Source organism: Bifidobacterium choerinum, from assembly GCF_000741135.1.
Classification (GTDB): Bacteria; Actinomycetota; Actinomycetes; order Actinomycetales; family Bifidobacteriaceae; genus Bifidobacterium; species Bifidobacterium choerinum.
This window is the reverse complement of record NZ_JGYU01000009.1, coordinates 77,996-103,416: the sequence shown is the minus strand read 5'-3', so window position 1 is coordinate 103,416 and position 25,421 is coordinate 77,996. Positions and strand designations below refer to the sequence as shown.

Here is a 25,421-nt window from a genome sequence, read left to right as displayed (position 1 = left end):
TCGGTCACGCATTACTCACCCGTTCGCCACTCTCACCAGCCAAGCAAAGCCCGGCCGGATCCCGTTCGACTTGCATGTGTTAAGCACGCCGCCAGCGTTCATCCTGAGCCAGAATCGAACCCTCCACAAAAACCTTCATGAAGAGCCAAACGGCCCAAAAGAAAAAGACGGACCATCCAATAAGGAAGGACGGTCACACAAAAACCCCGACACCCATCAAACCCCCTCGGGTACCACACGGGCGGGCATCGGACTGGCAATCAAAGACCACCACACAACCAACAAAGGCCATGTGATGAAGTAGTACAGTACACACTATTGAGTTCTCAAACCACCACACACACCCACAACCACACCAATCAACCAGACCGGCAAGCCGTGAGCGGCAGCAAGAAGAAAACTTACACCACCACCACACCAAACACAAACCACTTCTCTAAAACTCAATGATTCCAATACCTCTACGGCGTGTCGCTAAACCCTGTAGAACGCCATCGGCCGTCCCAACCACACCCATTCAGCTGCCAACCATCACATAACCGACACAAATCTCCCCGCTTTGATCCCGCACCATCCAGCTCCAGTGACCATCCCGGTCATCAATTGCACCGCCCATGATCGCCGGAGCTCCCGTAAGCGACCATCATCGGCACAAATCGCACCGCGCATGTTCACAAAACTCGATGCAGGCGAACGCTCCGGTCACAAACCGCGCCAGTCGTTATCGCAAAACGCGACCGAGCGAACGCCATCGGCGCGGCATGCACCGCCCGTAATCGCGAAGCCGCGCATCGGCGAACATCAGCGGTGCAGGCCGCACCGCAAAGCATCACACGACGACCGAATCCCCGGCGGCGGACAAGGTCGTCGTCCGACATGGACGGCGCATCCTCCATCGTCAACTCGGTGAGTCACTACGGAGACATGAGCAGACAGCAGCCCGGGGAACACGAAACAAACGACGCGTCCACGAACGACGACTCCGCCGCGGAAGCGAACACCGACGCGACGCGCGCACGTTGGCGCACGGCGATCGTCTGGACCGTGCTCGCCGTCGTCGCCGTCATCGGCGGCGTCGTCATCGGCGTGCTCGCGCACAGCGGCGAGGACGACCTGCACGACGGCGAACCGCTGGTCGTCGCGACGCAGCGCGGCAGCGGCATGACGGTCACGTTGCCCGGCTTCTACGGCGACAACATGGTCTTCCAGCGCGACGAGCCGCTCACGGTGCGCGGCAGCATCGACGCGGCGCCGTCGACGCACGCCGGCGACCGCACGCGCCGTGCCGTCTTCGACGCCTTCAACGTGCGCGCCATTAGCGCGGACGGCGTGAAGGAGGCGGTCACCCACGTCGGCGACGACGGCTCCTTCACCGCCGAGTTCACGCCGACCGAGGGGTCGACGACGCCGTACGTCATCGAGTTCCGCGATGGCTCGACGCCGGTGCATGCGCTCGCGAACGATCCGCGGCAGCGGCGGCTGCTGTACAACGGCGACCCGCCGGCGAGCCCTTTCGTCATCGATATGACGTCATCACGGTGATGTCATCGCAGTGACGCGGCGACGAGCGAACGGCGAACAGTGGCGGGGCTGAAGCCAAAACGGCGAGGGCCGGGCACGATTCGGAATGGATCATGCCCGGCCCTCGCCGGTTCTCTTGGGTTGAGAACGACGCCGACGTCAGGAACGCGCCGTTCACTGCTGCGCGATCAGCGGTGCGACTTCGGTTTCGAAGGACGTGAGCGCCTGGTCGAAGACCTGGTCCATGTCGTAGTACGCGTAGGTGCCCAGACGTCCGCCGAAGACGACCTTCGGCTCCTCGGCCGCCTTTGCCTTGTACTTCGCGTACAGCGCCTTGTCCTCATCGGTGTTGATCGGATAGTACGGCTCGTCGTCGCGGTCGGCGAAGCGCGAGTACTCCTCCCAGACGACGGTCCTATCCGGGTTCTGCTCGGCGGCGCGCTCCGGGTTGAAGTTCTTGAACTCGATCGCACGCGTGTACGGCACGTCGGCGTCGGAGAAGTTCATCACCGGGCAGCCGAAGTGGTCGCCCTCGTCGTAGCGCACCTCCTTGAAGTCGACGGTGCGCCACTTGAGCTCGCCGAGATCGTAGTCGAAGTAGCGGTCGACCGGACCGGTGTAGACGACGGGGACGCCGGCTTCGAGCAGCGCCTTCTTGTTGAGCGGCTGCGACTCGTCGAAGAAGTCGGTCTCCAGACGCACGCTGATGCGCGGATCGTCGATCATGCGCTTGAGCCACGTCGTGTAGCCGTCCTTCGGCAGACCCTCCCACGTGTCCTTGAAGTAGCGGTTGTTGTAGTTGAAGCGCACCGGCAGGCGCTTGATGATGCTCGCCGGCAGCTCGCTCGCGTCGGTCTGCCACTGCTTGGCCGTGTAGTTCTTGATGAACGCCTCGTACAGCGGACGGCCGATCAGCGAGATGCCCTGGTCGTTGAGATTCGCCGGATCGGTGCCGGCGAGCTCGCCCGCCTGCTCCTCGATGAGCGCCTTCGCCTGCGCCGGCGTATAGCTCGCATGGAAGAACTGGTTGATCGTGCCCAGATTGATCGGCAGCGGGAACACTTCGCCGTCATGCGTCGCGTACACGCGGTGCACATAGTCGGTGAAGTCGGTGAAGCGGTTCACATAGTCCCAAACACGCTCGTTCGACGTGTGGAACAGATGCGCACCGTACTTGTGGATCTCGGCGCCGGTCTCCGGATCCATATACGAGTAGGCGTTGCCGCCGATATGGTCGCGCACGTCGATGATCGTCACCTGTGCGCCGAGTTTCTCGACCGCCTGCTGCGCGATCGTCAGACCGAAGATGCCGGCGCCGACGATCACGAGGTCGGGCATGGCGTTGCGCTCGTTCGAGGTCATAGATGTCCTTCCGAAAAACATACGAATCGAAGACGTCCGCGGGCGCTGCCGCATGGACGTTCCCGTTGCGCACGCCGTCATGGCAAGCCGCGGCGCGCATTCGGCACCAGCTTAAAACGCGGTATGCACACGGGGTCCGGCGCCGCGCACGGGGCGCGCGAGGCCGCCGATTCCCACGCCCGCGGCCGCCATGCGCCCGCCGCCGCATGACCCGCCGCCACGGCCGTGGTTTACGATAGGTTGCATGAACCAAACGGAACGCCGGGACACGATGCCCCCCTTCACGCTGCTGATGGCGGTGTACGGGGGCAATTCGTTGCGTGAAGTGGAGCGTTCCGTCCAGTCGAGCACGATCGAGCAGATCCTGCCGCCGTCGCAGATCGTCATCGTGCGCGACGGCGCCGTGCCCGATCCGGTGCAGCGCTATCTCGATACACTGCAGTCGACGATGTCCGTGTGGTTCGCCGCTGAGCATCCCGACGAGCCGGTGCCGCAGGTGACGATCGTGCCGCTTGAGGAGAACCGCGGCCTCGCGCATGCGCTCAACGTCGGCCTGCGGCATTGCAAATACGACATCGTCGCGCGCGCCGACAGTGACGATGTCTCGCTGCCGAACCGTTTCGCGACGCTCATCCCGCTGTTCGTGCGCCGTTCGAACGCCGCGCATACGAGCGCGCGGGGGCGCCGCCCGATCGATGTGATGGGCAGCGCGATCCGCGAATTCAGCGACGACGAGGACGAGCCCGGCCAGATCCGCATGCTGCCGGCCGAGGGGCCCGAACTGGAGCGCTACGCGCGCATGCAGTCGCCGGTGCATCATCCGAGCGTCGTCTTCCGCAAGTCGACGGTGCTCGCGGCCGGCGGCTACCCCGAGGATTCCGGCCGCTTCGAGGACTACATGCTGTGGGAGCGTCTGATGCTCGCCCATGCGCAGTTCCTCAACGTGCCGCAGACGCTCGTGCTCTACCGTACGAACGAGGCGGCCTACGAACGCCGCGGCGGCGGCGAGATGTTCCGCGACGAGCTGCGGCTGCAGTGGCGTTTCCTGCGCGACGGCTTCACGACGCCGTGGCAGTTCCTGCGCAACGTGGTCATCCGCGCCATCTACCGCGTGATTCCGACGTCGCTGCGCAAGCGCGCATATCGTTCGATGACATCGCGGCACAACACCGAGATCGCGGCTTCGCCGAAACCGCCGAAGCCGCCGGAGCGCGGCCGCCACAGCGCGGCACCGAGCCGGCATGCCGCGGACGGCGCGCAATCCGAGCCACCTGCGCCGCCCACGCGGTGACGTCGGCACCGTCTCTTATGTCGATATCGTCATGACAACGCACTGACTTCGCGATTGCGCTCACGACGTCGCGAGCGCAATCGCGAAGTCGTCGTTCAGTCCTCGATCCAGCCGATGTAGGTCGCAATCGGCGGATAGGCGTCGGCGAAGATCGCGAGATTCGATTCGGGGCGCGTCGCCCAGCCGTCACGCCATCCGTCACGCAGGCACTGCGTGATCTGCGCACGGTCGCCGGCGCGCAGCCAGGTGAAGGCCCAGCGGCGCGCCGTCTTCAGCAGCAGCGTAAGCCTGCCGGCGGGCGTGAAGTCGCCGCCGCAGAATCGGAACATCCAGATCTTGTTGCGCACCTCGTTGTAGAAACGCGCGCCGGGGTCGGCGTCGGACGAACCGAACTTCTTCGTCTTGTGGACGACCTCGCTCGTCGGCACGTAGTAGCCGACGCCGTTGCGCAGCAGCGCGCTTGTGTATTCGAAATCGTCGTTCCACAGGAAGAACGCGCTGATCGGCAGCCGGTGCAGGCCGCGCACGGCGCCGACGTTGATCAGGCAGGAGACGAAGGAGAGCGAACGCACCTGGAAGGCGCCGCCGCGCATGCGTCGCGCGCCCTTCGCGAGCGCGGCGCGCGGACGCGGCCGGTTCATCCGGTGTTCGCGGCCGTCGACCCACACGGCCTTCGAACCGAGAACGGTCGGCATGCATCCGTTCGTCTCGATGCACAGGTCGGAGGCGTCGAGCAGCGCGGCGAGCGCGTTCGGCGTCGGCACCGTGTCGTCGTCCATCAGCCACAGGTATTCGACGACGCCGGGCGTCGGTCTGTAGTCGTGGCGTCCTTTGCCGGCCGCGACGGCGATGCCCGCGCAGAAACCGCCGGCGCCGCCGACGTTGCGCGGCAGCGCGACGACCTCCGTCCTGATCGGCGAATGGTCGGCGAAGTCGCGGGCGACCTGACGCGCGCCGTCGGTGCTCGCGTTGTCGACGATGATGATGCGGTCGGGGCGGCGCGTCTGTCCGAGGATGCCGTCGAGGCATTCCCCGAGCAGCTGCGCGCGGTTGTAGGAGACGACGATCGCGGTCACTGAATATTGCATAGCCGCCATTATATGGGCGCATCGATATACCGCCGGGCCGCCCGCATGTGCGGCGGCCGGCGCATGCGGGTCGGAGGAATATGGCCGGAGTAATCAGGCGGCGACGTTACAATGGCCTGTCATGAATCGGGAACGCGGCGCCCGTGCGACGCCGTACGATCCGCCGCGCCGCATGTCCCGGATGCCGTTCCCCGTTACCGTTGTGCCGCATGCAGTGTCCTCGCTGTTGCGATCTTGTTCAGAAAGGCCCAGCACGATGCGCGATTCCGAACAGCCGAAATCGACGAGCCGTCGTATTGACGACGACGATCGCGACGCCGACACCGGCGTCGACATCAAGGATGCCGCCGCAAGCGATGCCGTCGACGTCGAGATCATCGATCTGGACGCCGAAGACGCCGCCGACGATGAAGCGAACGCCGCAGACGACGATGTCGAAGAGGTGACGATCGTCGACGCCGAAACGCCGGACGACGACGCGAACGATGAGGCCTCGGAGGCGAACGCCGACGACGACGCGGACGAACAGTCCGAGCAAGCCGACGCGGCCGCAAAGCACGACGATTCCAAGGACGTCGTCGCGGACGCCGATGCCAAGGGTGACACGTCCGCGAAGGACGCCGAAGACTCCGCACACGACGGCTCCGACAGGTCCGATGAATCCGCCGATGCCGCCTCCACCGACGATGGATCCGCACGGGGCGGCTTCCATCCGATCAAGACGGTCAAGCGGCAGTGGAAGCGCTTCACCGACACGAAGTTCTATCAGGTCTGGAACAAGCGACCGAAGTTCTCGTACGGCGCGTATCTGTGCGTCATGTTCTCGCTCGTGCTCGTCGCCGACATGATGCTGCTGTGGAGCATCGACACGAAGCACATGTACGATCCGCAGCTCGAGCATTCGTTCTTCCGCCAGATCCTCGACAGCTCGTACCACAGCCTGTCGTCGACGGCCGGCATCCTCAACTTCTTCGCGCTCGCGATGGTCTATCTCGTATGCGTGACCGTCATCAACCGCTTCTGGGTCGGCACCGCCGTCTTCGGCGCGCTCGCCGGCGTCTACGCCTTCGCCTGCAAGATCAAGTACGCGATGCGCACCGAGCCGATCCTGCCTTCCGACCTGGGTTTCCTCGGCGGCGGTGGCGGTGGCGACAACGTCGCGTCCTTCGTCACCGACGAGTATCGTCCAATCATCGACCATGGCGTGCCGCTGATCGTCTGGTTCGTCGTCGTCTGCATCGTGCTGCAGTTCCTCGACCGCCGGCGCGCGTTCATCCACTGTTCATGGCTTCATCCGATCAGGAACATGAAGAACGTCTTCGGCAACATCTGCCGCGTCGCCGCGCCGGTGTTGAGCATCTGGCTGATTGTCAGCTACGCCGGCGGACTGTCGTCGGCGCATTCGTCGATTCGTGAGTTCGTCAATGAGATCGGCTACTCGCCGATCATCTGGAACGTCGGCGACGACGCACGCGCGAACGGCGCCGCGACGACGTTCCTGTCGCTCACGCGCGTCAAGGCGATGGAGGAGGAACCCGGCTACGACGAGGCGATGATGAGGACGATCAACGACCGCTATGCGAAGCAGGCGAAGGCGATCAACGCCGAACGCGACGCGACGTTGACCGACACGACCGTCATCAACGTGCTCTCGGAGACCTTCTCCGACCCGAACCGCGTCCCCGGCGTCCATTTCAACGTCGACCCGATGCCGAACGTGCGTGCGCTCGGCGACACGACGACGAGCGGCCTGATGCTGTCGCCCGGCTACGGCGGCGGCACCGCGAACATCGAGTTCCAGCAGATGACCGGCCTGTCGATGGCCAACTTCAACGGGTCGCTGCTCTCGCCGTACCAGCAGCTGCTGCCGACGCGTCCGGAGGTGTTCTCCTTCAACCAGATGTGGAACGACGCCTGCGGCTCCGACTCCTGCTCGGTCGCCTTCCACCCGTTCCTGCAGCGCTTCTATCTGCGCAACGCGAACTACAGGAAGTTCGGCTTCTCGCATCTGTACACGCTCGACAGCAACCCGAAGATCAAATACGCCGGCACCTACGAGGGCAAGAGCGGCAAGTCGGGCAACGTCACCGACGAGCAGGCGTACCGCAACGTCGTCGACGAAGTGAAGAAGAACGCGTCCGCGGACAAGCCGGCGCAGTTCATCGAACTCGTCACGATGCAGAACCATGCGCCGTATCCGGGCATCTACGGCGACGAGAACGAGTTCTTCGCCGCGAACGAATCGGAGGTGCCGGACGGCGAGAAGGGCGTCATCGCCAACTACGCGAAGGGCCTGCAGCGCACCGACGAGGCGACGCGGCAGTTCCTCGACGAGCTCGACGCAATCGACAAGCCGATCACCGTCGTCTTCTACGGCGACCATCTGCCCGGCATCTACACGACGGCCGTCGACGACCCGAAGAACAGTCTCGCCCTGCACGAGACGGACTACTTCATCTGGTCGAACAAGGCGTCGGCGGCGCGCGACATGCAACTGCCGGCGGCGGACGCGGCGTATTCGTCGTCGAACTATTTCATGGCGCAGACGGCGCAGCAGCTCAACGCGCGCGTCTCGCCATATCTCGCGCTGCTCACCGAGCTGCACAAGGAGATCCCGGCATTGTCGCGCGCCGTGACGAACGGCGGCACATGGTCGGCCGACGCGTCGATCACCTATCTCGACGCCGAAGGCAAGGAGATGGATCCGAAGCACTTCTCGAAGAAGGCGAAGCAGCTGCTCAACGACTACCGCGTCGTGCAGTACGACATGATGATGGGCAGGAACTATCTGCGCGGCATGGGATTCATGGATCTGCCGAAGCGGTGAGCATGCCGGCGGCGCACGGCGAAGTCCGCGCGCCGCCGACGGCCGCCTCCCCTACTACTATGGGCGGGTATGGCAGTGACACTTTCACCACAGCACGACGACCGGCATGACGAACGCGATTGGGAGACCGTCGACCGCGTCGTGTTCCCGACGACCGACGCGGACATGACGATGCCGCTGTACGCGATCGCGTGGACGCGGCCGGCGCTCAGCGACGACGTCGTCAACGCGTTCGCCGATTTCTATTCGCTCGACTTCGACGCGATGAACGAGGCGGAGCTGCGACGGCTGCTCAACGCGAACCGGCGCACACCCGCCGACACATCGTCGCAGGTGTTCTCGGTCGACGGCCGCACCGCCGTCACCGTCCATAAGGGCCATCATGCGTCGTTCTGCACGTATTTCAACGCGTTCCCGGCGAGCTACTGGCGCCGTTGGACGAAGGTGGACACGGTCCGCTTCACCGCCGAAGTGCGCGGTGCCGGCATGCTGCAGCTGATGCGCTCCACCGGCCGCGGCCTGATCCACCCGGTACGCGAGATCCCGGTCGAGGCACCGGACAAGGCGACGACGGTCAGCGTCGACATCGCGATGGACGGCCTGCTCGACGGCGGCTTCTTCTGGTTTGATGCGAAGGCGGACATCGACGCCGACCTGCACATCGCCGACGCGCAATGGGCGGTGCCGCGATCGGCGCGCCGCGAAACGAAAACGCGGCCGTTCTCGATCGCGATCGCGACGTTCAACCGCGCCCCCTACTGTCTGCGCCAGCTGCGCGCGATCGCCGCCGACGGCAACGTGCGCGCGCGTCTCGATACGATCTACTGCACCGACCAGGGCACCGACCATGTCTGCGACCAGCCGGGATTCGCCGACGTGAGCGCCGCGCTCGGCGATCAGCTCACCTATATCCGGCAGGCGAACCTCGGCGGCTCCGGCGGCTTCTCGCGCGGCATGTTCGAAACGATCAAGGCCGGCCGCGCCGCCTATACGATGCTGCTCGACGACGATGCGATCAGCGAGCCGGAATCGGTCATCCGCGCCGTGCAGTTCGCCGACTACTGCTCGACGCCGACAATCGTCGGCGGCGGCATGCTGCATCTCGACAACCGCACCGTCATGTATGCGCAGGGCGAGCGTTTCGACAAGACCGAGGTGCGCATGTTCCCGTGCGTCGGCGCCGAATACAACCATGACTACGCGCAGTTCCCGCTGCGCGACTGCCCGAAGCTGCACCGCCGTTTCGACGCCGATTTCAACGGCTGGTGGCTGTGCCTGATCCCGACGGCCGTCATGGAGGAGATCGGCCTGTCGATGCCGGCCTTCATCAAATTCGACGACATCGAATACGGTCTGCGCGCCAAGGAGCACGGCTACGCCACGGTGAGCCTGCCGGGAGTCGCGGTATGGCATCAGGCCTGGCATGACAAGGATCCTGGACGTTCCTGGGAGGAGTATTTCAACAACCGCAACCGCTGGGTTTGCGCGCTGCTGCACATCGACCGTCCGAAGTGGCAGATGATGTACCAGATGGCCTACGGCGACGCGAACCTGGGGCTGCGGCTCGTCTACTCCGGCGTCAAACTGCGGCATCTGGCGATGCGCGACGTCATGCGCGGACCGCAGTACATGATCGATGCGCTGCCGACGGCGTTGGCCACGGCCCGCGAGGCGCGCCGCGGCTTCAGTGACACCGATACGCGCGCGAACCTCACCGACTTCCCCGAAGCGGCGGTCGAATACGAGCCGCACGGCAGGCCGAAAAGCAAGCGGCAGGTGCAACAGGAATGCTTCCGCGCCGTCTTCGAATCGCTGACGACGAGGCGCAACGGCACGGCGGACAAGCGTCCGCAGCGTGCGATCACGGCCAAGGACGCCACATGGCGCGCGTTCCGTGGGGCGTCGTCGGTACTCGTGACGTCGGCGGACGGCAACTCGGCCGCCTGGTGCCGGCGTGACAACGCGCTGTTCCGCAAGCAGTTCAAGCGCGGACTGTTCCTGTCCAAGGAGTTCTTCAAGCGCTGGGACCGGCTGGCCGCCGACTACAAGGCCGCCGATCTCGGCAGCGTCGCGATGTGGGAGCGGATCTTCCGCGGCTGAGGGCGCGCTCCGGGCCTGTCGCGATCATCCCGATGCGCAAGCGTGCACGAGGTGATCGCAACCGGGCTGCGTAGCGAACACGCCGATGGCAGCGACCGGCTCGGATGGTCGCAATGGGCCCAGAACGTTTCAATCCACTCATAGGCGGTGGAATAGCGGCATCTAGCTTATACTTGAAGAATGGATCTTAAAGGCAAGCGCGTGCTCATTACCCATCCATTGATTTCGGAAATCATGGGCTCAACGGTCGTCTGTGTTCAGGTTGCTGAGGCATTGCAACATTTGGGCGCTGACGTGCTTGTTCTCTCTTCATCCTTCACAGGGCCGGCGCGGGCTATGTTTGAAAGCCGTGGTGTCCCCGTAGTCATCGACGAGAAGCAGCACTACAGCATCTATGACTATGATTATGTATGGATTCATTCACAATTGCTCCCCATGTCCTTCATTGATCAGCTTCAGCAGATCAACGAATATGGCATACCATCCGGGAAAAAACCGGCTGCATTTATCTATAACCATATGTCAGCCGTGGATTATGCGCCAGGCGAGCAGCCGTACATCATGTCATTGGAGGAAAGCACCGCATCGCTTGAGGTCTTTGTCTCCGAGGAATGTAAAGAGAAGTTGCAACCCTTCTACCAAAAGTCCCTCAACCATGCTGTTCCCCAGCGTATTTTCGCGAATCCTGCACCCTCGGCCTTTAATACAATTGCCCCAATTCCCACTGCCATCGATACACCACAGCGCATCGCCATCATATCCAACCATGTACCTGATGAGCTGCTCGAGGCCCGGAGACTGTTGGAAGAGCAAGGTATCACCACTGATATCATCGGCAAGCAAGGGACGGTAGAGGAGGTTACACCCGCTGTATTGGAACGGTACAACGCAATTATCACTATAGGGAAGACCGTCCAGTATTGTCTTTGTGCCGGCAAGCCTGTATACATATATGATCAATTCGGTGGATTCGGATATTTGAACTCTGATAATTTCCAAATATGCTCTGCCTTCAACTTTTCCGGCCGAGGAGGCCAACGCTTCACTGCGGAGTATATTGCTAATGACGTCGTGAATTCATACACAGACGCAGTAGAGTACTATCAAACTCATCGCAATCAATGGCAAAAAGATTACAGCATTGAAGAAGCGCTTATAGACTTACTTGCCAAAGTTCAACCTCGCAGCGAAATACAATTTCCGTTTGAAGGTTATTATTTGACGCTTGCATCACAGATGCGTTTTGCATGGAGATTCTATCGCTATTGGGATTATGAGATATGGGTCAATCACCGCAAGGACGAGCTTGAAGCCACACAAGCCTCTCTGGAAGAGGAACTAGTCTCCGCCGGCAAACATGCACACGAATTAGAACAAGAGGTCAAGCAACAGCAGTCCAGAATCAGCGAGCTTGACCGTCTTGTTCAGCGCGTCTATGATTCGACGAGCTACCGTATGGGCCACGCAATCGTTAAGCCCATACATGCGCTCGTCAACAAGTTTGCCACAATCCGGCGATAACGATAATATGATTATCGCTGCTCAATCTCAACAAACTCCAAAGATCGATCATTGATAAGAGCGTAACTATCCTTGTTATCCTTGTCTCGTATAACGAATGTACAAGAATTATCGTCAAGCGCTACCGCCACGGCATCTGTCATTGTGCCATCACCCGGCGTAGGAGTACGCAACGAAGCAATCAAACGGAATTCGCCGTCATTAAACAGAGCCAACGGTATTTCAAATATTGCGACATGATGTCCGTGATGCTTCATCTTAAAACGTTTTGGTCCTGAATCGAATGTTATACCGCCGCGACGAATATCATTCATCGCAATAGCAATATAAAAATCTCCTGGTTCATCATACTGATATTCCACCGCGAAGCGGAAACGATCACTCGTTGTACACATGGGTGATGATATCGCATATGTTCTGAGCAACGGGCAGCGTGCATTCAAACCATTAGGATAGGCGTTGGGATCATTTGCGATACGCGCACGCTCCTGTTCCTTCTTGCGCTTCTCCGCCTCGAGATTATCTAGCGTATAACGCTCAGCGACGCTTTCCTTGTCGCCGATTACCGCGACCTCGCCGTCCTGGATGAACATTGCGCGCGTGCAGTAGCGTTTGACGGCGCTCATGTCATGGGTGACGAGGATGACGGTCTTCGTCGGGTCCTGCCGCACCTTCGTGAAGTAGTCGTCGCATTTGCGTTGGAACGCCTCGTCGCCCACCGCGAGCACCTCGTCGAGCACGAGGATGTCGCCCTGCGCCTTGATCGCCACCGAGAACGCGAGGCGCACCTGCATGCCGCTCGAATAGTTCTTGAGCTTCTGGTCCATGAAGTCCTCGAGCTCGGCGAATTCGACGATGTCGTCGTACATCGCGTCGACCTCCTCGGGCGTGAAGCCGAGCAGCGCGCCGTTGAGATAGACGTTTTCGCGGCCGGTGAGCTCCGGGTTGAAGCCGACGCCGAGTTCGATGAACGGCACGAGCTTGCCTTCCACATGCACCGAGCCGCTGTTCGGATAGTAGATCTGCGAGATGATCTTGAGCAGCGTCGACTTGCCGCCGCCGTTGCGGCCGACGATGCCGAAGAACTCGCCGCGGTGCACCTGGAACGTCACGTCCTTGAGCACCTGCTGCTTCTTGTAGCCCTTGATGCCTTTCGTCCAGTTGATGAACGCCTGCTTGAGGCCGGTGGCCTGCTCGGTCGGCAGTTTGAACCATTTCTCGACGTGGTTTACGTCGAGCACGACCGGCTGCTCCATGTAGTTGTCGATCGTGACGACCTGCGCGGCTTCGTCGGCCGCGGCGTCGTGCTGTTCGATTGCCTGCGTCAATTACATCACCTCCGCGAATCGACGGCTGTTCCTTCGGAAGACGTACACGCCGAACCACAGCAGCAGCACGGTGATCGCGACCGGGATCAGCTTCACCCACCATGAGCCGAAGGTGTTCCAGACCGTCGGCTGCGTCGCCGGCGCGATGAAGTTGTGGCGGATGTCCTGGATCGTCTGCGCGATCGGGTTCATCAGCTCGAGATTGGCGATCGTGCTGTATTCGGGGTGCTTCTCGGTGATGAAGCTCAACGGGTAGATGATCGGCATCGCGTAGAAAATGATCTGCTGCAGCACCTCCCAGATGTGCAGCACGTCGCGGTAGAACACGTAGAAGGTCGACAGCATCAGCGCGAGCGCGAGCGCGATGATGTACAGTTCGAGCACGTTGAGCGGCAGCCACAGCACGCGCCACGTGAATTCGACGCGCATGAAGATCGCGAAGATGAGCACGACGACGTAGTTGATGGCGAGCGAGATCAATGAGCCGATCGATGCGGAGACGACGACGATGTAGTTCGGGAAGTGCACTTTGCGCAGCAGGTCACCGCGGTCGACGATCGAGCGCAGGCCGATGCCCACCGTCTCGGTGACGAACTGCCATGAGCTGATGCCGAGCAGCAGCACGACCGGGAAGGTCGGCGTGCCGTCGGTCATGCGCATGAACTTCGCGAACACGACGTACATGACGGCGAACAGCATCAGCGGCTTGAGCACCGACCACGCCACGCCGAGGAACGATCCCTGGTAGCGCATCTTGAAATCGGTCTTCACCAGGCCGCGCAACACGGTCATGGCGTATCCGTAGCGGTCCTTCAACCGTTGCTTCAACGTATTCACTCGCACCTTCTTCGTTTCGGGTCCAGTCGCTTCATTGTAGCCGTGCCACGGCGCCAGCGTATGCGACCATCATAGGAGGCCGCCTCGGCAGCGGCGGTCCACCCTCGGCGGAGCGGTACCTTTTTCGCTGCACGGACTATGCTGAAGCGTGATTGAAGGCTGCAAACGACCAAGTGACGACTAGCAAGTGAGGACCCATGTCATCGATTCGATTCGCGAACGTGCTGCTGGAGACGAAGCCGCGTGCGCTGAGCTATCCCACGATGTATTACCACACCGACCAGCTGCTGGCGCCGGATCCGCGCACCGGCGACTGGACGATCGCGGGCGCCGGCACCGTCGATTTCACGACGTACTTCAACGCGCTGTCCGTGCTCAAGCTGCTCAGGTACACGCGAGCGACGGCGTTCCGTCTGCACATCGACGTCAGGAGCGCGAAGCCGGTCACGTTGACGCAGACGCGCGCCGAGCGTCTGTCGATGCAGCCGCAGCTCGTCGAATCGGTCACGGCCAACGTGCCCGGCGACAACAAGTGGCATGAGGTGACGCTCGACATCACGGTCGACCCGACGACCGTCATCGCCGGATTCCAGATCGCCACGCAGGCGAAGACGACGATCCGCAACGGCTGGTACGAGGTCGAGTTCGACGGCGATCCGCGCGACGTCGAACTGGCGATCGCGACGACGACGTTCCGCAAGGAGAAGTTCATCGAACGCAACATCGAGCTCGTGAAGACCGAGCTGCTCGGCTCCGACTACGACATCGCCAAGCATCTGACGATGCATGTCATCGACAACGGCAGCACGCTCGACGCGGCCGCGCTGAGCGACGAACATGTGACGGTCACGCCGAACGAGAACGTCGGCGGCGCCGGCGGCTTCGCGCGCGGCATGATCGAGTCGCTCGAGCAGGCAACGCCGGCGACGCATGTGCTGCTGATGGACGACGACGTCGAAGTCTCGCCGGAAAGCATCCTGCGCACCTACAACCTGCTGCGCATCGTCAATGACGAATACGCCGAGGCCTTCGTCTCCGGCGCGATGCTCAACATCGAGGACACGCAGGACCAGAAGGAGGACACCGGCTTCATCTCGACGTACGACGGCTCGTGCGTGCCGGCGAAGCCGCCGCTGCAGGTGACGAAGTTCGTCGACGTCGTGTACAACGAATGCTACGACGAGCAGCTGAGCGTGCCCGCGGACGCGCACCGCTACGCCGCCTGGTGGTACTGCGTGATCCCGACGGCCGTCATCGAGCGCAACGGCCTGCCGCTGCCGGTCTTCGTGCGCTTCGACGACGTCGAGTACGGCATCCGCTGCAATCCGAAGTTCATGACGATGAACGGCATCTGCGTGTGGCATGCGAAGTTCGACATCCGCTACAACGCCGGCGTCGAACGCTACCAGACGATCCGTAACCAGATGATCGGGCAGATGACGACCGGCCTCGTGCCCGACACGAAGACGATGCTGCACAGCCTGCACCATATGGTCGATCTCGAGTGCCGCAAGTTCAACTACACGGACGCCGAACTCGCGCTGCAGGGCTTCGAGGACTTCCTCAAGGGGCCGAAGTTCATCATGCAGCCGGTCGCGCAGGAATGCTTCATGCGCGCGAACCGCGAGAAGGAGCAGCTTGTGTCCTTCGACGAGCTGCGCGCGCAGGCCGAGCAGCTCGGCATCACCGATTTCGACCCCGACATGCTCACCCGTCAGGTCATCGACTTCGACGAGCCGCGCACGCTCAAGCAGCGCGCCTTCGATTTCCTGACGCACAACGGCCAGCGTTTCGGCGCCGGCGAATTCGTCGTCAAGCGTTTCGACGGCACCGGTGCGGAAGGCGACCGCGTCGAATACACGATCATCCCGAGTGCGGGTTGGCTGTATCCGGCCGGCATGATCCACAACGAGAACATCATCATCGCGATCGACTGGGCGACGCGCAAGGGCGTCATCCGCGTTAAGGACGTCAAGCGCTACCGCGACGTGCAGAAGCGCTACAAGCGCGACCTGGCCTACTACAAGCAGCACGCCGACCGCCTGTCGCGCGAATATCTGGCCGCCGCCCCGCGGATGGAGTCGGTCGAGTTCTGGAAGGCCTATCTGCAGATGGACTGAGACGGCCGATGAGGCCGCGATGATGCTGAGGGGCGCCGATCGACTGACGATTGGCGCCCCTCCGGTCTATGCGGCGCCGGATGGGGAGTTAAGTGGCCCTTTCTCAAAATGTTCCAACGCCTATGTTCTGAATTAGGCAGAATATGACTTTTCGTATGTGCTTCCACTATGGGCTCTGCGCTTTGTTTCCTGATATTTTGGAATAGAAGAAGTTTGATCTTCCAGATGCAAAGGGGCATTCCATGGAAAGACAAGAGACTTTCAGACATAGGTTGAGGTTGATATTGGCCAGCGTTCTTTCGCTGATCATCGTGGGCGTGATGTTGCCCGCCACATCGGCAAACGCGATCGAAGCCTCCCCTGCAGGCGACTGCATCGTCTCCGACGATATCGAAGTAGATCATGAATTGCAGGCAAACTTGGACAAGATAATGTCTGTCCTGCCGTACTTCCGCTTCACGGAGGATGGGCAACGGTTGGACATGACACTTTCCCGCGAGGACCTGCAAACACAATTCGGGTTCACCGATGACCAGTATGAGTTTTTGTCGCAAAAGGTGCTTCACCCAGACATTGACGCTCATGCCACAGTGGGTGCAGGCAAGCAGAGAACAGGGATGGCCACGATGCGACGCGCCATGGCCGGATGTTCCGGAGTGTACATGTCATACGTGGATTTGACCGCTGGGTTTGCCGCAGCCCTGTTTGCGGCCTCACAGGTCAGCCCGGCGGCTCTGGCGGCAGCATTCACTGCTTTGTCCTCAGTGTTCGGAGGTCCGGTCGGCGCAGCGGCAGTAGCCGGAATCGGCCTTCTGGGCGCCTCGTTCTTCGCTGACCTCGGCGCCAAGATCGTTGGTGCCGTCGCCAAACGCAAGGGGGTATGCGTGACCGCGCGGTGGGGTTGGCCGCCTCTGCAATCCGAAATCAGATGATGCGACCCACGGACAGACCAACGCCCCTGACGCCAAGCCCGCAACAGAACGAACAGATCCCAATCCCCCTACTGATCGTCTGCTGTGGCTTTGCTACATGCTTGGCAGGCGAGCTGGGTTCACATTCCAGTGGCCACACCGTGTATGCAATCGTGTACCTCGCGGGCCTTGTGGCCTGTCTGACGACGCTGACATACCAGTGCTGGAGGGCTGACCGCAAATCGTTGGCGATGCTTCTGCCGGCGCTGCTGCTGCCACTGTGCATCGTGCTGTGGCGTAACTGCGATCTAACCCGCATGCTCCTGTGGCTGTATTACGCGGCCTGGTGCATGTGGACGGCCTACCGATCGGCAAAGCGATCCAACTCGGACTAACCACGTGGTTTTCACCGCCTCACCGCAGAGGCGGTGAAAACCATCTTTCCGCATGCCCTTTACGGCAGAGGTGTCTTAGTCGAACAGTGGTCTGGTACCACGGCGAACGCATCAAGACCCAATACGGCACCAGCGTCACCAAGCGACGACGCAGACTGGGCCTCATGGCATAACCAGGACAACGACGACGCAGTCCAACCTTTCCGCACCACCCCCTCACGCCGCATAAGGCACACATTTTGTCACTTAACCCCTGATGGGTCCGCGGCCAAGAACGCGAAAGGCGGGAACCTGATCATCAGGTTTCCGCCTTCCAGTTCGGGCGGAGGATGCGAGATTCGAACTCGCGAGGCTGTTACACCAACACGCTTTCCAAGCGTGCGCCATAGGCCACTAGGCGAATCCTCCAAATGCACATGGTCGAAACCATGCAACTTAAAAAGGATATATCACGGCGGCTCCGATACGCAACTTCGGTGTGTCGTGCGCATAAGGTGCCAGAAATTGACATCTCTCATCTCATCGCCTGTCAATTCCGCCCGCGAACCGTCCCATTCCCGTCCCGAACCGTCGACACGGTCGACGAACCGGGGCGCAATCTGGCTGCTGAGCGGGACGAACCGTCGGCACGGTTGACGAACCCGCCCGCTATGGGCCGAACCATCGGGCTGGCCGACGACTCCACCCGCAAATTGGCTCCTTAGCGTCCCGAACCGTCGAACCTGTCGACGAAGCCGCCCGCAAACCGGGCTGCCAGCGGCCCGAACCGTCGGTCTTGTCGACGAACCGACCCGCTACGCACCCGCAGCACCCCGGCAACACACCCGCGGTACCCACACGCCTCACGCCGGCAGCACGGATTCGATGATCTCCCGGCCGCGCAGTCGCCCCATCCAATCCCGCGGCACGTCGCCGGAACCGCCGTGATAGCGGATCGCGGCAAGACCTCCGGCGACGGCGGCCGTCGTATCGGTGTCGTCGCCCAGATTGACGGCCGCACGCACGCAGTCGGCGTAGCTTCCGGTCGTCGTCAGACACCACAGCGCCGCCGGCAGCGTGTGCAGCACATAGCCGGTCGACCGAACCGCCGAAGCCGGCCTCTCCCAAATACCCGCATAGCCGGCCGTCGTCGCCGCCTCGCGCGGACCGGCGCCTTCGAGCAGGGCGCGCGCGGCATGCACATAGGCAACGCACGCGTCCATGCTCGTCGCATGCGCATGCGTGATCGCGGAGACGGCGCGCACCTCGTCGTCGGAGGCGTCGGTGAACGCGAGCGGCAGAATGCGCATCAGCGAACCGTTGCCGTTGCTGCGTTCGCCGTCACGCCCGACGCCCCGCCGCAGCGCCTCGCGCACGGTGATCCCGCAGTCGAACACGTTGCCGTCGATTGCGTACATGCCGTCACACAGCCACATGACGAAGCGGCGGCGCATATCGTCCACATCGACCCGGCCGTCGTTCTGCCGCAGCGAATCGACGGTCGCCAACGTCATGCTCGTGTCGTCTGACCATGTGCCCGCCGGCTGCCGATGCGAGCCATAGCCGACCATATCCGTGCAGCGGAAGCCGCCGCGCGCCATGAACTCGTACGGCACACCCAGCGCGTCGCCGACGGCGACGCCGTAGATCGCCGGCCGCAGCAATGCCTGATGCTGAAACACCATTGCCCTCCCCGTTTCCCTATCTCCTCGCTGATTCGTTGCGACGATTCTACAACCCCGACGATTGCTGCGACAGCGGGGCGGCCCACTCCGTCGGCACCGCCGACGAACCCGCCCGCCAATCAGCCCATTTCCGTCCCGATCCGTCGGCACCTTCGACGAACCCACCCGCTGCGTCCTGGTCCGTCGGCGCGCCCTACGAACCCACCCGCCAATCGGCCTGTTTGCGTCCCGAACCGTCAGCCGCGTCTACGAACCTGACCGCACAGCCACGCCACCCGCTCCCACTCCCCCTGTGAACAATCGATGGAGAACGTGGACGTCCTCGCCTCACATACTGATACGTCTTCTACACTGGCACCGGTAGCATATTCGCGGATCGGGCCACCGCGGCGAGCGCGGCCGGATCCATATCAGCATACGTTGAATCAAATGAATCAGAAGGGAACACCCATGTCCGCCGACGCATTCCGTAAAACCATCGCGCTGCTCGCGAGCGCGGGCCTGCTGCTGTCGCTCGGCGCGTGTTCGGGATCGACGCCGTCCTCCGCCGAGGCGTCGAGTTCGGCGTCGTCGAGCGAGACGAAGCGTAACCAGTCCGTGGCCGACGACGGTTCGTCCGATGAGAAGCCGTCCGCGCAGGTGAGCAAGGAGCCGGATCTCAAGGTGCCTGAGGGCAGCGCCCTCGATGTGCTCGAGCAGCTGCCGGTCAAGGGCCGCGCGCCGAAGACCGGCTATGCGCGCGACCAGTTCGGCCCGGCATGGAGCGACGTCGATCATAACGGCTGCGACACGCGCAATGACATCCTCAACCGCGACATGTCCGACAAGACCTACAAGGCGAACACGCATGACTGCGTCGTCGCCACCGGCGTGCTCAACGATCCGTACACCGGCAAGCGCATAGATTTCACGCGCGGCCAGGACACGAGCACGGCCGTGCAGATCGACCATGTCGTCGCGCTGAGCAACGCGTGGCAGACCGGTGCGCAACAGCTGAGCGAGGCGACGCGCACGCAGTTCGCGAACGACCCGTACAATCTGCTCGCCGTGGACGGCCCGGCCAACCAGCAGAAGAGCGACGGCGACGCGGCGACGTGGCTGCCGGCGAACAAGTCGTTCCGCTGCGAATACGTCGCACGTCAGATCGGCGTCAAGAAGAAGTACGATCTGTGGGTGACGCAGGGCGAGCATGACGCGATGAAGAACGTGCTGTCGAGCTGCCCGACGCAGCAGGTGCCGACCGATGGCGGCGTCGTCACGCCGATTGAGGTGCAGGAGTCGCCGGAACCGGCACAGACCCAGGAACCGGCACCCGCGCCGGCGCAGACGCAAGAGCCCACACCCGCGCCGGCGCAGCAGGACGAGAACGTCTATTACAAGAACTGCGCGGCCGTGCGCGCCGCCGGCAAGGCGCCGCTGTACCGCAGCGACCCCGGCTATGCGCCGAAGCTCGACCGCGACGGCGACGGCATCGCTTGCGAGTGATGCGCGTCCGCGGCATGGCGCGGCACGAACGTTTGCGACGCAGGCAATAGCGCGCACAGTGGCACATCGGACGGGTGGATGTCAGGCGACGACGTCCACCCGTTCGCGTTCGTCGGCCGGATGCGCAGCCGCGACCTCACCGATTGCCGTCTCGATTGCCGCGTGAGCCATCGCACCTTCGGCGACTTCGGCACCGCCATCCATCCGCGCGGTTACGGCGTCCGGCGGCGCAACGTCGTTTCGCGTGCCGCCGTTTCGCGCATCACCATGCTTCCGCACGTCACCGCCGGCCCGCACATCCTCATCCGGCTTCGCATCGCCGACGTCCTGCGGTTGGAACAGTGGAATCGTCATCTCGCAGTAAGCCTGCACGTCGAGCTGCATCAGCGCGGCGGCGGCATCGGCGCGGTAGCGGTCGTCGCCGCGGTCGATGCGGTCCAGCACGACGAGCGCGAGGTCTGCGCCGACGTCGCAGTACAGCCGCCACGCCTGCGTGCGCGAACGGTAGCCGCCGCGGTTCATCTGCGCCCATTGCGGCTCGTGCGAGTCGGACAACGCGATCGGCATCAGCAGCAGCGTCATCGTGTCGACCATCTTCGCCACGGTGCGCAGGCGTGCGACGCCCGCTTCGAAACGCTGCACGTCGCGCGTCTCGAAGCCTTCGACGAGGTCGGCGGACAATGACGTCCCGACGAGCGAACGCGCCACGTCGCGCAGATACACCGGATTCTCCCACAGCTTCATGCGCGGATACTCCTGCGTCTGCATGACCTCGGCGAGCACGGCGTCGGCCTTCGGCACGTCGCGGTCCCACAATGCGCGGTAGGAGACGACGAGCCGGTGCGCGTCGTACAGATACCGCCGGTCCATCGCCGCCGTCGCCTCGGTGTGGTTGGCCGGGTCGAGCTGCGGCAGATCCCAGTGCCGCTGCACGGCGCGCGCATAGTAGATGTCGGCCTGCACGCGCAGATGCCGCACATAGGCGAGCACACGGCCCATGCGACGGTCGGGGGCGACGCCCTGCAGCAGCAGATTCGGGTCCTGACGCAGCAGACTGACGCCGAACTTCGGGTCGGACAGCATCAGCGACGCGATGTTGTTGCATTCGTCGATCGGCGTACCCCAGCGCAGCAGGCAGTACGCGGTGAGCCGATATGCCTGCTTGCGGTATTCGTCGATGTCCTCGAGACGCTGCTTGCGCGTGCCGTAGTGGTGCGCCGCGTCGGAACTGACCCAACGGTGCATCTGGATGCGGCTCATCGGACGGATCGTCATCGGCATCATCGGACTCGGCTTGCCGAGCAGTTTCGCCGACGACGCATCGGCGATGAGGCCGTGCAGCCAGACGGCCAGTCCGTTGCGCCGCACGCAGCGCGCCGCCTGCATCATGAACGCGCGCGCCGTGTCGACGACGGCGTCGTCGAAGGCGAGCGATGCGACGCCGATCAGCGACGCCCAGCAGGTGCCGCCGAACAGTTCCGCCGCGAGCTCGAGGATGCGCGAATCCACCTTTCCTTCGCTGTTGCGCATCCGTTCGCGCACGCCGCCGCGTTCGTCGCGCGATTGGCCGTCGGCGCCGACGACGTCGCCCGCAGCGGCCGCCGTGCCCGCCGCAGCGACGTCGGCGATCTTCGCAAGGCCGTCACAACGATGTTCCGGATGCTGGATCGGGTTGGCGTCGTCGTCGATGCCGTCGAACGACAGCGCCGACGATGCGACGACCTGTTCGAAGCGTGAGGACAGCGCGGCGAGCGTCGCCAGAAACGCCTCGGAATCGAAGGTGTAGGTATCGCGCATGGGTGCTCCTTACCGCCGCGGAATGCGGCTGCCACACCGTCGGCGGCCATCGCCGACGTCCCTGCCCACCCTCGCATGGCGCCGCCGCGCGCCGCCAACGGCATCGGAAAAACTGTGGATAAGTGGAGAACGGGCGTGTCATCCACAATGCGCCGACGAATGTGGATAACCGGTGTCCGCGGCGACGACCGAGCACGCCACGGCACGTCGCAACGCAACACGTCATGACACGCCACGACGGCGCGCTCGGATGTGACGGCGACTGTCGGTTCGCCGCGACGCTCACCGTGCGCGAAGCCGTGGCCATTCAGGCATCGTTCAGACCGCCTTGCTAGATACAATCACGGTAGTGAACGTGCGCGATCCCCGGAACGCGCACATCGGGAACAATCAACGGGAGACAACGGATGTTCGTTGCGAAGAACGCATGGTCCGCGCTGCGCCGTCACCCTTGGAGGACCGTACTGACGATCGTCGTCAGCCTGCTGGTCACCCTCTGGTCGGCCTTCGGCGTGGCCGTGCTGCACGAGTACGACGAAGCGCATGGCGCGCGCTACGACCAATTGACGCCGCTCGGCGTCTTCACGCCAAGCGACCTGAGCAAGGCGCGGGCGCAGGGCGACAACGCCGATTCGACGAAGAACTACATGACGTGGGACGACTACAACGGCATCGGCGCCGCCGCCAACGAGAAGAACGCGACCTTCGGCTACACGCTCATCGACTCGGTGCCGGTGCGCGGCGGCGACAAGCTCAAGCCGGTCGCCGGCGCGCAGCAGCCGGATGCAGGCACCGACGAGACCGGCGGCGACTTCACGCTCCAGTCCTTCCTCAGCGAGCAGGCCGTCCCGGCGAACAGCTACGGCACCTACCGGATCGTGGACGGCAAGGGTCTCGGCTACGAGGACGTCACCCGGCACGACCTCATCATGTCGAAGGCGCTCGCCGACAAGAACGGCATCAAGGTCGGCGACGAGGTCACGCTCGGCAACGCGAAGGACGCGAAGACGACCTACACGTACACGGTGTGCGGCCTGTACGAGTACACGGCACCGGCCGAGGGCGCCGCGCCCTTCGCGAAGGACGTGCCGGACAACGTGCTCTACACGACCTACTATTCCTTCGCCGCCGACGACCTCGACCCGCTCGATGCCTCCGGCTGGCAGCGCCCCGACGTCAACGTCGTCTTCATGTTCCAGGGCGTCGAGCAGTACGAGGCCTTCAAGCAGGCGGTCAAGGACGTCAAACTACCGAGCGGCTACCGGCTCTCCTCTCCGACGATCGACCAGTACGAGCGTTCGCTCGAGCCGCTCGACTCGCTCGCCTCGACCATGCGGCTGACGCTGATCCTGCTGTGGTCGATCGGCGGCGCGCTGCTGCTCGCGCTCACGCTGCTGCAGGCGCTGCCGCGGCGCGAGGAGATCGGCTTCGCGCTGCAGGTGGGCGTCACGAAGGGGCGCCTCGCATGGCAGTTCATGAACGAGATCCTGTGGCCGACGCTGCTCGGCGCCGCGATCGGCCTGATCATCGGCTGCTGCACGGCGAATCCGCTCGCCGGCAACTTCGTCGACGGCCACAGCTTCACGCTTCCGGCCGCGCTCGTGTGGAACCTCATCTGGATAAGCGCCGCCGGCTGCCTTGTGCTCGCGGCGATCGCCGGCGTGCGCGTCGCCGCGTTCCCGACCGCGCAGCTGTTCGCGTCGCCGTATCTTGCGCATGACGACGCGAAGGCCTCCGAAAACGACACGGACGAAGGCGACGACGACGCGATCGGCCACAGCGATACGGACGACGAGGCGGAGTCGACGAAGGACGCGGAGTCGACAGCGGACACGACATCGACGACGGATGCAACGTCGACGAAGAAGGAGCAGGCATGACCGACGAACATACGACGACGCCGGCGCAGGACGCCGACGAGGCTGTGACGGATACCGCCGCGACGCCGACCGCCGACGATGCGACAACCACCCCAGCCGATGCGATGCCGACCGATGACAACACGGCGGCCGCATCTTCCGACGCGACTGCGGTCACTGACACGGATGCCGCCTGCGCAACCGAGGCCTCCGCGACCGACCCGACCGCGGTCTCCGACGACGCGCTCAGCGTCACCTACACGATCGACTACGACGACGCGCCGAGCATCGCGATCGACGGCACAAGCGGCGTCGAGGAACTCGCCGAGGACCTCGCCGCCTCCCCCGACGACGATGCAGACGACAACGACGCCACCACCGACGATGCAGACGCCGGCACCGCCGACGACGCGACCGCCGACACCGACGCCGACGCGACCGACGGCGACGCGGCGACGCTGTCCGCATCGGTGTCGGCGACGCTCGACCAGGAGATCCGTCACGGCTCGCGCGACGCCGACGACGCCGTGTTCCGCGCTTACCCGATGCTCGCCTTCGACGGCGTCGGCGTCGACGACCGCAAGACCGGCGAACACATCTGGGACGATCTGACGCTGCGCTGCGAGGCCGGCCGCAGCTACGCCATCCTCGCGGACCGTGATGACGACCGCCGCCACAACACGCTCGTCGCGATGCTCACCGGCTTCCTGACACCGACGCGCGGCCGCGTGCTCACGAAGACGACGTCCTTCGCCGAACTCAGCCCGCTCGAACTGCGCGGGCACCGCATCGGCGCGATCCTCGCGATGTGGCCGCTGCGCCTCGAGCTGAGCGCCGCCGACAACCTCATCTACACGATGGACGCGTCCGGCCGCAACTTCCTCAAGCCGATCCCGGTCGTCGCGCAGGACCTGCTGCGCGCGGTCGGCTTCGGCGCCGCGGACACCGACGACGCCGGCGACTGCGCTGATGACGCCGCCGCGATCGAAACAGCCGACCGTTCGCGCACCTGTGTACGCGATCTCGACGCCGTCGACGCGGCGCGCGTGGCCGTCGCCCGCGCGATCGCGAACGATCCGGACATCGTCATCGCCGACGAGCCGACGGCCAGGCTCGACGACGCGGACGCGGCGACGATCCTCGATCTGCTTCGTGCGCAACTGCACACGGATGCGAAGGCGCGCACCGTCATCGTCGTCACCGCCGACCCGCAGGTCGCCGCCCACCTCGACGAGACGATCGATCTGCGCTGAGCGGCGCGACACGGCGTCGCCATGACGGCGAGAATTGCCCGGAGGATCCTCCGCGATCCTCC

At 63.4% G+C, this 25,421-nt stretch carries 16 protein-coding genes, 1 tRNA gene and 1 rRNA gene; 10 read left to right on the top strand and 8 right to left on the bottom strand.

Annotation, left to right across the window (positions count from 1 at the left end; translation table 11 throughout):
• Nucleotides 1–130 (bottom strand): 16S ribosomal RNA (locus tag BCHO_RS07035); the annotation flags it as partial.
• Between the two features lie 794 nt (nucleotides 131–924).
• Between BCHO_RS07035 and BCHO_RS07030 the strand changes: the two genes are divergently transcribed.
• Nucleotides 925–1,542, top strand: a complete 618-nt coding sequence (locus BCHO_RS07030; protein ID WP_152595854.1) for a hypothetical protein — start codon at nucleotides 925–927, stop codon at nucleotides 1,540–1,542.
• A gap of 153 nt (nucleotides 1,543–1,695) precedes the next feature.
• Here the strand turns inward: BCHO_RS07030 and glf are convergent, their stop codons facing one another.
• On the bottom strand, nucleotides 1,696–2,883 hold the full coding sequence (gene glf, locus BCHO_RS07025; RefSeq protein WP_024541593.1) for a UDP-galactopyranose mutase: 1,188 nt from the start codon (nucleotides 2,881–2,883) through the stop codon (nucleotides 1,696–1,698).
• A gap of 244 nt (nucleotides 2,884–3,127) precedes the next feature.
• Between glf and BCHO_RS07020 the strand changes: the two genes are divergently transcribed.
• On the top strand, nucleotides 3,128–4,174 hold the full coding sequence (locus tag BCHO_RS07020; RefSeq protein ID WP_051354945.1) for a glycosyltransferase: 1,047 nt from the start codon (nucleotides 3,128–3,130) through the stop codon (nucleotides 4,172–4,174).
• A 95-nt stretch (nucleotides 4,175–4,269) separates the two neighbouring features.
• Here the strand turns inward: BCHO_RS07020 and BCHO_RS07015 are convergent, their stop codons facing one another.
• Nucleotides 4,270–5,262: a glycosyltransferase gene (locus BCHO_RS07015; protein WP_024541591.1), complete on the bottom strand. Its 993-nt coding sequence runs from the start codon at nucleotides 5,260–5,262 to the stop codon at nucleotides 4,270–4,272.
• A gap of 256 nt (nucleotides 5,263–5,518) precedes the next feature.
• Between BCHO_RS07015 and BCHO_RS07010 the strand changes: the two genes are divergently transcribed.
• The 3 genes from BCHO_RS07010 (at nucleotide 5,519) to BCHO_RS07000 (ending at nucleotide 11,710) form a co-directional block, all read left to right on the top strand.
• Nucleotides 5,519–8,089: an LTA synthase family protein gene (locus BCHO_RS07010; RefSeq protein WP_024541590.1), complete on the top strand. Its 2,571-nt coding sequence runs from the start codon at nucleotides 5,519–5,521 to the stop codon at nucleotides 8,087–8,089.
• Nucleotides 8,090–8,158: 69 nt separating this feature from the next.
• Nucleotides 8,159–10,189 carry a glycosyltransferase gene (locus tag BCHO_RS07005; RefSeq protein WP_051354944.1) on the top strand — a complete coding sequence of 677 codons (2,031 nt, stop codon included), beginning with the start codon at nucleotides 8,159–8,161 and terminating at the stop codon, nucleotides 10,187–10,189.
• A gap of 180 nt (nucleotides 10,190–10,369) precedes the next feature.
• The gene (locus BCHO_RS07000; protein ID WP_024541588.1) at nucleotides 10,370–11,710 is read left to right on the top strand and encodes a hypothetical protein; all 1,341 of its coding nucleotides are present in this window, start codon (nucleotides 10,370–10,372) and stop codon (nucleotides 11,708–11,710) included.
• Nucleotides 11,711–11,721: 11 nt separating this feature from the next.
• On the opposite strand, the gene BCHO_RS06995 is transcribed toward BCHO_RS07000, so the two are convergent.
• Together BCHO_RS06995 and BCHO_RS06990 are read right to left on the bottom strand one after the other, a co-directional pair.
• Entirely contained in the window at nucleotides 11,722–13,038 is a 1,317-nt protein-coding gene (locus BCHO_RS06995; protein ID WP_024541587.1) for an ABC transporter ATP-binding protein, read from the bottom strand.
• A complete protein-coding gene (locus BCHO_RS06990) occupies nucleotides 13,039–13,830 on the bottom strand; it encodes an ABC transporter permease (protein ID WP_051354950.1) in 792 nt (263 codons plus the stop codon).
• A gap of 242 nt (nucleotides 13,831–14,072) precedes the next feature.
• On the opposite strand from BCHO_RS06990, the gene BCHO_RS06985 reads away from it, so the two are divergent.
• Nucleotides 14,073–15,995, top strand: a complete 1,923-nt coding sequence (locus tag BCHO_RS06985) for a glycosyltransferase (RefSeq protein WP_024541585.1) — start codon at nucleotides 14,073–14,075, stop codon at nucleotides 15,993–15,995.
• A 242-nt stretch (nucleotides 15,996–16,237) separates the two neighbouring features.
• Complete coding sequence (locus tag BCHO_RS06980; protein WP_051354943.1) at nucleotides 16,238–16,927, top strand: hypothetical protein; 690 nt, start codon at nucleotides 16,238–16,240, stop codon at nucleotides 16,925–16,927.
• A 697-nt stretch (nucleotides 16,928–17,624) separates the two neighbouring features.
• On the opposite strand, the gene BCHO_RS06970 is transcribed toward BCHO_RS06980, so the two are convergent.
• Both BCHO_RS06970 and BCHO_RS06965 read right to left on the bottom strand, forming a co-directional pair.
• Nucleotides 17,625–17,709, bottom strand: a tRNA-Ser gene (locus tag BCHO_RS06970).
• A gap of 434 nt (nucleotides 17,710–18,143) precedes the next feature.
• On the bottom strand, nucleotides 18,144–18,965 hold the full coding sequence (locus BCHO_RS06965) for an ADP-ribosylglycohydrolase family protein (RefSeq protein ID WP_024541582.1): 822 nt from the start codon (nucleotides 18,963–18,965) through the stop codon (nucleotides 18,144–18,146).
• Nucleotides 18,966–19,394: 429 nt separating this feature from the next.
• On the opposite strand from BCHO_RS06965, the gene BCHO_RS06960 reads away from it, so the two are divergent.
• Nucleotides 19,395–20,450 (top strand): GmrSD restriction endonuclease domain-containing protein, encoded by a 1,056-nt coding sequence (locus BCHO_RS06960; RefSeq protein ID WP_237743063.1) that lies wholly within the window; start codon nucleotides 19,395–19,397, stop codon nucleotides 20,448–20,450.
• Nucleotides 20,451–20,531: 81 nt separating this feature from the next.
• Here the strand turns inward: BCHO_RS06960 and BCHO_RS06955 are convergent, their stop codons facing one another.
• Nucleotides 20,532–22,247 (bottom strand): hypothetical protein, encoded by a 1,716-nt coding sequence (locus BCHO_RS06955; RefSeq protein WP_024541580.1) that lies wholly within the window; start codon nucleotides 22,245–22,247, stop codon nucleotides 20,532–20,534.
• A 407-nt stretch (nucleotides 22,248–22,654) separates the two neighbouring features.
• Here BCHO_RS06955 and BCHO_RS06950 point away from each other — a divergent pair, with 407 nt between their 5' ends.
• Both BCHO_RS06950 and BCHO_RS06945 read left to right on the top strand, forming a co-directional pair.
• A complete protein-coding gene (locus BCHO_RS06950; protein ID WP_024541579.1) occupies nucleotides 22,655–24,127 on the top strand; it encodes an ABC transporter permease in 1,473 nt (490 codons plus the stop codon).
• Nucleotides 24,124–25,359 carry an ATP-binding cassette domain-containing protein gene (locus BCHO_RS06945; protein WP_024541578.1) on the top strand — a complete coding sequence of 412 codons (1,236 nt, stop codon included), beginning with the start codon at nucleotides 24,124–24,126 and terminating at the stop codon, nucleotides 25,357–25,359. Before BCHO_RS06950 ends, BCHO_RS06945 begins: the two co-directional genes overlap by 4 nt.
• Nucleotides 25,360–25,421: the final 62 nt, after the last annotated feature.

Bases quoted from the DNA above. Each gene is read 5' to 3' on its own strand.
- BCHO_RS07015 (WP_024541591.1), bottom strand. From the start codon at position 5,262: ATGCAATATTCAGTGACCGCGATCGTCGTCTCCTACAACCGCGCGCAG.
- BCHO_RS07030 (WP_152595854.1), top strand. From the start codon at position 925: ATGAGCAGACAGCAGCCCGGGGAACACGAAACAAACGACGCGTCCACG.
- BCHO_RS06965 (WP_024541582.1), bottom strand. From the start codon at position 18,965: ATGGTGTTTCAGCATCAGGCATTGCTGCGGCCGGCGATCTACGGCGTC.
- glf (WP_024541593.1), bottom strand. From the start codon at position 2,883: ATGACCTCGAACGAGCGCAACGCCATGCCCGACCTCGTGATCGTCGGC.
- BCHO_RS06960 (WP_237743063.1), top strand. From the start codon at position 19,395: ATGAATCAGAAGGGAACACCCATGTCCGCCGACGCATTCCGTAAAACC.
- BCHO_RS07000 (WP_024541588.1), top strand. From the start codon at position 10,370: ATGGATCTTAAAGGCAAGCGCGTGCTCATTACCCATCCATTGATTTCG.
- BCHO_RS06990 (WP_051354950.1), bottom strand. From the start codon at position 13,830: ATGACCGTGTTGCGCGGCCTGGTGAAGACCGATTTCAAGATGCGCTAC.
- BCHO_RS07005 (WP_051354944.1), top strand. From the start codon at position 8,159: ATGGCAGTGACACTTTCACCACAGCACGACGACCGGCATGACGAACGC.
- BCHO_RS06955 (WP_024541580.1), bottom strand. From the start codon at position 22,247: ATGCGCGATACCTACACCTTCGATTCCGAGGCGTTTCTGGCGACGCTC.
- BCHO_RS06945 (WP_024541578.1), top strand. From the start codon at position 24,124: ATGACCGACGAACATACGACGACGCCGGCGCAGGACGCCGACGAGGCT.
- BCHO_RS06980 (WP_051354943.1), top strand. From the start codon at position 16,238: ATGGAAAGACAAGAGACTTTCAGACATAGGTTGAGGTTGATATTGGCC.
- BCHO_RS07010 (WP_024541590.1), top strand. From the start codon at position 5,519: ATGCGCGATTCCGAACAGCCGAAATCGACGAGCCGTCGTATTGACGAC.
- BCHO_RS06985 (WP_024541585.1), top strand. From the start codon at position 14,073: ATGTCATCGATTCGATTCGCGAACGTGCTGCTGGAGACGAAGCCGCGT.
- BCHO_RS06950 (WP_024541579.1), top strand. From the start codon at position 22,655: ATGTTCGTTGCGAAGAACGCATGGTCCGCGCTGCGCCGTCACCCTTGG.
- BCHO_RS07020 (WP_051354945.1), top strand. From the start codon at position 3,128: ATGAACCAAACGGAACGCCGGGACACGATGCCCCCCTTCACGCTGCTG.